The organism is Streptomyces guryensis (assembly GCF_021261325.1).
Taxonomy (GTDB): Bacteria; Actinomycetota; Actinomycetes; order Streptomycetales; family Streptomycetaceae; genus Streptomyces; species Streptomyces guryensis.
The window spans coordinates 174,369-181,658 of record NZ_JAJSBI010000022.1; the positions used below are offsets into that span (position 1 = coordinate 174,369).

Sequence of the window (7,290 nt, forward strand, 5' to 3'; positions counted from 1 at the left end):
AGCGCAGCATAGGCGCCCGACGTCGCACGGCGGATCGGCCGAAAGAACGAGGCGGGTGCGTCGACTTCCGGTCGAACGGCGGTAGCGGGCAGGTTCGAGTCCTGGCTGAACACGCGAGGCGAACGACGCGTGAAGCCCGGCGATCCGGCTGGGTGCAGATGTGAAGACCCCGCAACGAACGCGCCCCTGAGGCATCCCTCAGGGGTGTCGCACCGTCACGTCCTGCTCATCCGGCTCCCAGGCCTCGAGCTGGTCGCGACAGTGGTGCCTGGTGCCTGGTGCCTGGTGCCTGGTGCCTGGTGCCTGGTGCCTGGTGCGGGGAGGCGGGTGAACCGCGCGCCGTCGGCGGAGAGCGAGAGGCGCCAGGAGCGGCCCTCGGTGGCGTGGAAGCCGGCGGCAGCGCAGCGGGCAGTACCGGTCATCAGGTGGAGTCGCCGACGCGCAAACGACTGGTCTACGCGTCGGCGGATCGCGCCACACCTCGAACGACGTGGATCGGGCGGGTCAGCGCTGCAGGGTGAGGAGGCCCGGCCGCCACGGCAGCAGGTTGTAGGGGGTGCCTGCCGGTGTGCTGGGGGACAGGCCCTGGTAGAGGAGCTGCAGGTTGCAGGGGTCGATGGTCATGGTCTGGTCGGGGTTGTTGCGGACCAGGTCACCGTGGCTGATGTCGTTGGTCCAGGTGGCACCGCTGTTGGCCTTGCCGGCGAAGGGGTTGGACTCGGTGGCGGCCTGCGGGGTCCATGAACCGCTCAGGCTGGAGGCCGTGAACGAGCGGAAGTAGCGCTGCTCGTTCGCACCCCGCGCCTCGACGATCATGAGGTACTGGTTCTGGCCCTGGACCTTGTAGACCTGCGGCGCCTCGAACAGGTTCTTCGTCGTGTCGCTCATGACCGTCGTGTACGACGAGCCGAAGTTGCCCGGGAAGTTCCCGATCGGCATGCTCGCCCGGTAGATGCTGCCGTTGTCACCGGCGAAGAACAGGTACATGTTCTGGCCGTCGGCGATCAGGGTCTGGTCGATCGGAGCGGCGCCGGGGATGCTGCCGGTGAACAGCGCCTGCGGCGCGGACCAGCTGTTGGGGTTGGTGGGGTCGCTGGAGGTGCGGTAGAAGAAGGGCCACTGACCCCACTGCGATGCCAGTACCCAGATGTTCTTGGGCGCGAAGTAGAACAGTGTGGGCGCCACCGTGCCCTGGCTCATCCCGGTCTGGCCGGCCGACGCCATGTCGGACCAGTTCGTGAAGGGAGCGAAGCCCATCGAGCCGTATGACCCGGATTGGTTGACGGTCGAGCCGTAGACCAGGTGCTTGCCGTTGTACACCACGTTGGTGAAGTCCTTCAGCGAAACCCAGCCGTTCGACGGCTGCGCCAGCGGACCGGTCGAGCTCCACCGGTACGTCGACGGAAGAGAACACGTGCTGCCCGTCCCGGAAAGGCCGGTCCACTTCTGGTTGTCGGCGCCGCTGCACGACCAGAGCTGCACCCCCGTGCTGTTGGCCGTGGCGCCGCCGCTGACGTCCAGGCACAGCCCGGACTCCACGCCGACGACGGTACCGTCGGGGTTCACCCGCCACTGCTGGTTCGTGCCGCCGTTGCAGGCCCAGATCTCCACCTTGGTCCCGGCCGCGGTGGCATGGCCCGGGACGTCCAGGCACTTGTTCCCGTACACGGTCAGCTGGTTGCTGTCCGTCAGCGTCCACTGCTGGTTGGTCCCGCCCGTGCAGTCCCAGATCTGCAGGAGGGCGCCATCGGTCTGGCTGGCGCCCGGCACATCGAGGCACCGGCCGGAGCCGACGCCGCGTAAGGCGCCGCTGGTGGCCGCCTGAGCCGGGCCGGCGACGAGCATCGCCGCCAACGAGACCAGGACCGCAACGGCGGCGGCGAGCACGGCAGACGGATGGCTGCGGCTGAAACGTCTTCTGCGCATGGAGACCTCGTAGTCCTCGAACAAGCGATTCCGGTTGGCCCCCGACGGGGGCTGTGCGGACTGTCGGTGCGGTGCGGATTTGCGCGTTCGCCATACCGAACAAGGATCGAAGTGTCGAGCAACCGGATCATAGGGAACCGGTGAACGACGTCAATACCTCTCGCACAATTCGCGAGCCGAAACCTTCGCAAGTTGAAACCAGACGACTTAACTCCCCTGGTTCAGCGGTGCTTTGGTGTGAGGAGCAGGTGGCAGCGCGGGCAGGCACCGGCGGAGGACCGCGCTCTCGGGTACTTCCAGCTCGGAGGCGAGACAGCTCGATCCGGCAGGGCATCGGTAGTCGAGAGCGGCGGCACACTGCGGAACCCGGCCTGCTTCGCCACCGGCTCCCAGCGACTAACGCGCCATCGGCTCAAGAGTCCAGTCCAGCGTCATTGCCGACTTGCTCGTAGTCGAGGCAGTGAACATGCTGCCGCCGGAATCGGTCCGCAACTCGACAGAGCCGCCGCACTGTACGTCTGTGGCCTGCCCCTTGGCGGGCTGGATACGAACCGGCCCCTCACCTCGGCAGGTCACAGTGAGCTTCCCGGCCACTCCCGGCGTGCTGTCGGCACCGAAGTGGACGGGGGTCCCAGAGACAAGGCGCAGCCCTGTCCCGGAGGCGGTCACCAGGGGTGCCGATGCCGTATGGGCCGGGCTGGCCGTCGTGTGAGGGTGGGTATCAGTGGTGGCTCGGTCTGCCGGGTGACCGCTGCATCCCGCCAAAGCCACCATGGCAGCCAGAGTCGCCCAAGCGGCAGGCGCATGCTTCATGAACTGCTCCCCAGAACTCGGTACTTGATACGGAAGGAGTGGGGAGGCGCGGTTGAGCCGTGTGACGCCCCAGTCCGGGGCCGAAGGTACAGGTCAAGTTGCTGACCTGACCGGGTGCCGGGACCTGTCCGACGAGATCTTGGTGCGGGAGAGTTGCATGCCCGTGAAGCGTCGAAGACCGGAAGCGAAGCGGCAGCCGATACGCCGGTCCCGTCCCTCCTCTGGCCCTACGACGACGTCGCCGATTCCTCGTGGCCCGGAGCCGGACAGTTTGGACGAGGCCGGCCAACCGCCCATCCGAAAGGTGAGGTGGGCAACGGCTACGTACGCGATTACGTAGTTCTACTGTCGCCACCGGAAGGCAGCGTTGGAAGACTCGCCCATGAGCTTCCTGGCGGAACCGTGGTGTCACGCCGGGGAGCTTGCTGCCTCCCTACTGGGCAACCGTCGTCGGCGGTCCAACGGGCAGCGAACGCTGTCCAGTTGATTGAGCCCAGCCGAACGTTGGAGAGTCCTCCGTTGGTTTCCAAGATTCGTGTCCTTCTGGTCATGCTCGTGCTCCTGGCGCTGGCCATCTGCGCCATCGCCCTGCTCGCGGCCATGAAGGCCGGTGCCATCTGGTTCACGATCGTTCCGATCGGCATCCTCGTCGCCGGCGCGAGCGTCGGCCAGTCGTCTGGATGGTTCAACAAAAAGGGCCGGTGACTGACCTGGCGGCTCGCAGGGCACTCACTTCTACTTCAGCCCCCTGCTCGCGGGGCAACAGCAGATCCGTCTGCCCGGCTATCCGGGTGCGGTCGAGTAGTCGGTCTGCAGCCTTCCGGCCCAACTGGCCGTAGCCAAAGCTGAGTTGAGGGGGAAACGACTGCCCCTGACGCGTTCACTCGCCGGCAAGCCGATGAAGAAGTCCAGTCCCCGTGGGGCAGCGATCCCGTCGGCGAAGTACCGGCCCGGTGAGCGGCCGGACACTCGGCGGATCATTTCACCGACGAGCCAGCCCCAAGCCCTGCCGTGGCAGCCGTGCGCCGTGCCTGGAGTCCACTGCGGACGCTGCGAGCGCAGCAACCATCGGATGCCAAGTCAGCGCATCGGCCAGCGGCACCGGCCGGTTCAATGCGACCAGACCGGCGGCCGCGCGCCGAGGGCTTCTCTGGCGGTCTGGTAGTCGGTGCTCACATCGTGGAACGTACCCGCCTGGCGAATTCTTCGGTACATACGGCGGGGTGCCAGGCGGAGTCACGAGCCTGGCAGGCGGCGAGGACTTCCGCCGGTTCCTCGGTGACGTACACCCCCAGGGTCGTGTCTTCGTCGTCGAAGGCGAAGCGGGCGAGGACCTTGGAGTCGAAGAGCCAGAAATCGTAGTCCGGCAGCCGCAATTCCCTCGCCTGCGTGCGAGTCAGGTTGCGGATGTCCTCACCCGCCGCAACATTGCTCGGCGCACTCGCGAGCAGGAACTCCTGCCCCCGCGTCAGCGGTTCATCGACCAGGCGCACGCGCTCAAACCGCTTGCCCTGCGCTGTCTGCGTGCGGACGTTCTCGCGCCAGGCGTTTTCCGGTCCGCGAGCGATGCCCTCGCCCGCGAGGAACCGGGACCACTTCGGGCTGTTGCGGTCGGAGGCGTAGCCCCGGCGCGTTTCCAGACGCCATGCGGTGTGCTTGAAGTCCTGGAACAGGTGGGAGATCGAGGCGAACGGCTGGAGTTCAGAAGCCTCGCTCCTCGGCGCGTATCGGGTCAGCAGACTGCGTGGGACGCGAACGAAGGTCTCGGACTCCCTGACGTCCCGGAGCTGGGCGAGGTGCTCCCGGTCGGTCTCCCGCTCGCCCTGGATGAGGATCTCGCCAGTCCCCTCGATGTCGTACAGGGTGGGGCAGTCACCGTCGTCGCTGGTCGTGCCGATGAACCTCAGCGTCATGACGCCCTCCATCTGCGCCGGTTGGAGATCCAGGATGCGTGTGTGGGGCAGGGTGCACTCAGGAATTGCAGCAGATTGCGCATCGTGTGCCGCGGGCGCGGATTGCGCGCAAGCAGGTCCGTTCGCAGCCCGGGCCCAGCAGGGGCCTGTGCGGCGTACAGTCTGTCTTCTGTTATCCCGAGGATCTGACGCGCGAGACCTACATGGGGGTGGTGGCAGCGGAACCAGGCCGTTCAGATTCCGTCAGCCCGTAGTGATCGAAACGAGCTCCATAAGGCTGTCGATCCGCCAGTCCGCCGCTGCCACCACCTCTGGGTCGTCGGCCCAGAAGTGCCCCCATGGTCCACGCCGGATGTGGGCCACGCGCAGCCTGGAGGCCTTCGCTCGCCTGGAAAATGCTCCCTTCGCGTCCACATCGAGGCCGATCCACAGATCTGGTCACGGGGAGCGTCATGCCTCAGGATCCAGAAAGCAACCCGCCTTGTTTCACCGCCTGCACGAAGGAACGCCAAGGGGTGCCGCGAACCGGGACCATCGGGCCTTCCGCATCCTTTGAATCACGTACGAGAGCATGCTCATCGGTCAGTGCGCACTCGACGCATTCTCCCCCTGCGCCGTTGCTATACGACGACGTGAACCACATCAGACGGCCATGGTTCTTGGATCCTGCAATGCTCACTGTGCGTATTCCTTCAGAATGGACTTGATCAGTTGGGTGGAGCGCTGAGGACTGAGGGCTGCGGCTCGCAAGCCGTCGAATGCCCTCGTGTACTCGCGAACATGATGCTCGCCCTCCAGGTACACGGCATCGGTGATGCCGTCGCGGTACACCAGGTCCGGGTCTTCCGGGGCGGGGAAGCCCAGCATGGTGAAGGAACCCGTGGCTGGATATGTGCCCGAGTCGAAAGGGAGGACCTGCAAGGTCAGTGTCGGCAACTCGGCTGATTCCAGGACGCGTTCAAGCTGCTCTCGCATCAATGACCGGTCCCCGATGACGTGGCGCAGAGCGCCCTCGTTCACAATGAACCAGGCATCAGGGGCGTCGGTTCGCGTCAACATGGCCTGGCGTTCCATGCGTACCCGCACGGCCCTGTCGATGTCCTCGGCGGTCATGTGAGCTCCCGTCTTGTGGAGCTCGCACGTATACGCCTCGGTCTGCATGAGGCCGGGGATCAACTCGCACTGGTACTGGCGGAACGTGGAGGCGTCCTGCTCCAGACCGATGTAGATGTTGAACCACTCGGGCACACCGGAGCCGTGCACCTGCCACCAACCACGCGTCTTGGCCTCCCGGGCCAGTGACTTGAGGAACTCGCGCAGTTCGTCCGTGGTGTCGTAGAACCGGCACAGCGCATCGATGTCCGATGGCTGAACGCGGCCGCTGCCCGTCTCCATGCGGTTGACCTTGGAGCCACTCCAGTCCAGCGCCTCGCCGACTTGTGCGCAGGTCAAGGTGCTCTTTTCGCGGAGCTTCTTCAGCTCGATCGCGAGACGGCGACGGCGTGCCGTTGGTGAACCGGCCATCGGATCCCTCTCAACCATGCGTCGAATAGCGGGCGTTCAGTCTGGCGCCAAGGCCTGCGCCTGCCAATCACTCGGAAGTGGGAATCTCGTCCTGCACATTGCACGGCGGGATGTGTTGCCACCACTCTGAATCAGCGACGCCACTCATAGTGAGGGTGTTTGACGCTCCGCGATGGCGCGGAGATGGCATGCGACGGGAGGGGTCTGTGTGATCCAGGAAGCGTGTATGTCACGAAAGCCGTGGGACCTGGCCTTCACGGCCGAAGCTGAGGAAGTCGCCGCCCTGCGCCGCATCATGCGGTTCCATCTCGGCCTCTGGGGACTGCACGATCTCACCGACGGGGCTCAACTCTGCGTGAGCGAGCTGGTGTCCAACATCATCACGCACGTGGGCCCCGGTACCCCGGCCACGCTTGCGGTCTCCATGAACGGCACCCACCTGCGCATCGAGGTCCACGACCCCGCCCCGCGAGACCTGCCCACCCTCGTCGACGCGGACTCCGACTCCGAGGCCGGCCGAGGCATGGCTCTCGTCGACGCGGTGGCCGATCGCTGGGGCGTCCTGCTTCGCCCCGATGGAAAGGTAGTTTGGTGCGAGCTGGCAACGGAACTTGCCGCACCGAACGGTCACGTGGGTGGAGCCGGTGTCAAGCGGGCCGAGACGCTATTGAGCCTCTATACGGCGGACGGGCGCCCTCGTGAAGCGGACCCGAGCAGGCTGAGCAGGGCGGTCGCCCAAGAAGCGATGATCGACGTCATCACGGATTTCCTCTACTGGCTCCGAGTGCATGGCTGCGATGAGGAAGACGTTCTGGACAGGGCTCAGATGCGATTCGAGGCCTTGGTTTCGGCAACCGCAGGTGCGCCTTGCCGAGCCCTCCGGTGAGGAAGTCTCCTGGACGGCTGGGTTCGGGGCAGGGCCCGGGCCTTGAGGGCATGGTGGCCGATGCGCAACGCATGGACCGGATCCGAAGCCTCGCGCTCGAAGTGCGATGGTGTCCCGCCGAGTGGTGTAGTAGCGATCTCTGCATAGCCCCTGGTCATGGGGCGGCCATCGCGCAACTCTCCGAGTAGCGAAGCTCGTTGAGTGAGAGGTGACGCGATGGCCTTGTCC

6 protein-coding genes and 1 pseudogene are annotated in these 7,290 nt (G+C 65.8%); 2 read left to right on the top strand and 5 right to left on the bottom strand.

Annotated elements, in window-relative coordinates:
- Nucleotides 1–504 precede the first annotated feature (504 nt).
- Nucleotides 505–1,926: a non-reducing end alpha-L-arabinofuranosidase family hydrolase gene (locus LJ657_RS34555; RefSeq protein ID WP_232652849.1), complete on the bottom strand. Its 1,422-nt coding sequence runs from the start codon at nt 1,924–1,926 to the stop codon at nt 505–507.
- Nucleotides 1,927–3,288: 1,362 nt separating this feature from the next.
- On the opposite strand from LJ657_RS34555, the gene LJ657_RS34560 reads away from it, so the two are divergent.
- Nucleotides 3,289–3,444 (top strand): hypothetical protein, encoded by a 156-nt coding sequence (locus LJ657_RS34560; RefSeq protein WP_232652850.1) that lies wholly within the window; start codon nt 3,289–3,291, stop codon nt 3,442–3,444.
- 156 nt (nt 3,445–3,600) lie between these two features.
- Here the strand turns inward: LJ657_RS34560 and LJ657_RS34565 are convergent.
- The 4 genes and pseudogenes from LJ657_RS34565 to LJ657_RS34585 form a co-directional block, all read right to left on the bottom strand.
- Nucleotides 3,601–3,868, bottom strand: a pseudogene (locus LJ657_RS34565) (serine hydrolase); the annotation flags it as partial.
- 43 nt (nt 3,869–3,911) lie between these two features.
- Nucleotides 3,912–4,652 (bottom strand): DUF6879 family protein, encoded by a 741-nt coding sequence (locus LJ657_RS34570; protein ID WP_232652851.1) that lies wholly within the window; start codon nt 4,650–4,652, stop codon nt 3,912–3,914.
- A 457-nt stretch (nt 4,653–5,109) separates the two neighbouring features.
- Nucleotides 5,110–5,295, bottom strand: coding sequence for a DUF397 domain-containing protein (locus LJ657_RS34580; protein ID WP_232652862.1), 186 nt, complete (start codon nt 5,293–5,295; stop codon nt 5,110–5,112).
- 32 nt (nt 5,296–5,327) lie between these two features.
- The gene (locus LJ657_RS34585) at nt 5,328–6,176 is read right to left on the bottom strand and encodes a helix-turn-helix domain-containing protein (RefSeq protein ID WP_232652852.1); all 849 of its coding nucleotides are present in this window, start codon (nt 6,174–6,176) and stop codon (nt 5,328–5,330) included.
- 226 nt (nt 6,177–6,402) lie between these two features.
- Between LJ657_RS34585 and LJ657_RS34590 the strand changes: the two genes are divergently transcribed.
- Complete coding sequence (locus LJ657_RS34590; RefSeq protein ID WP_232652853.1) at nt 6,403–7,062, top strand: ATP-binding protein; 660 nt, start codon at nt 6,403–6,405, stop codon at nt 7,060–7,062.
- The last annotated feature ends 228 nt before the right edge of the window (nt 7,063–7,290 follow it).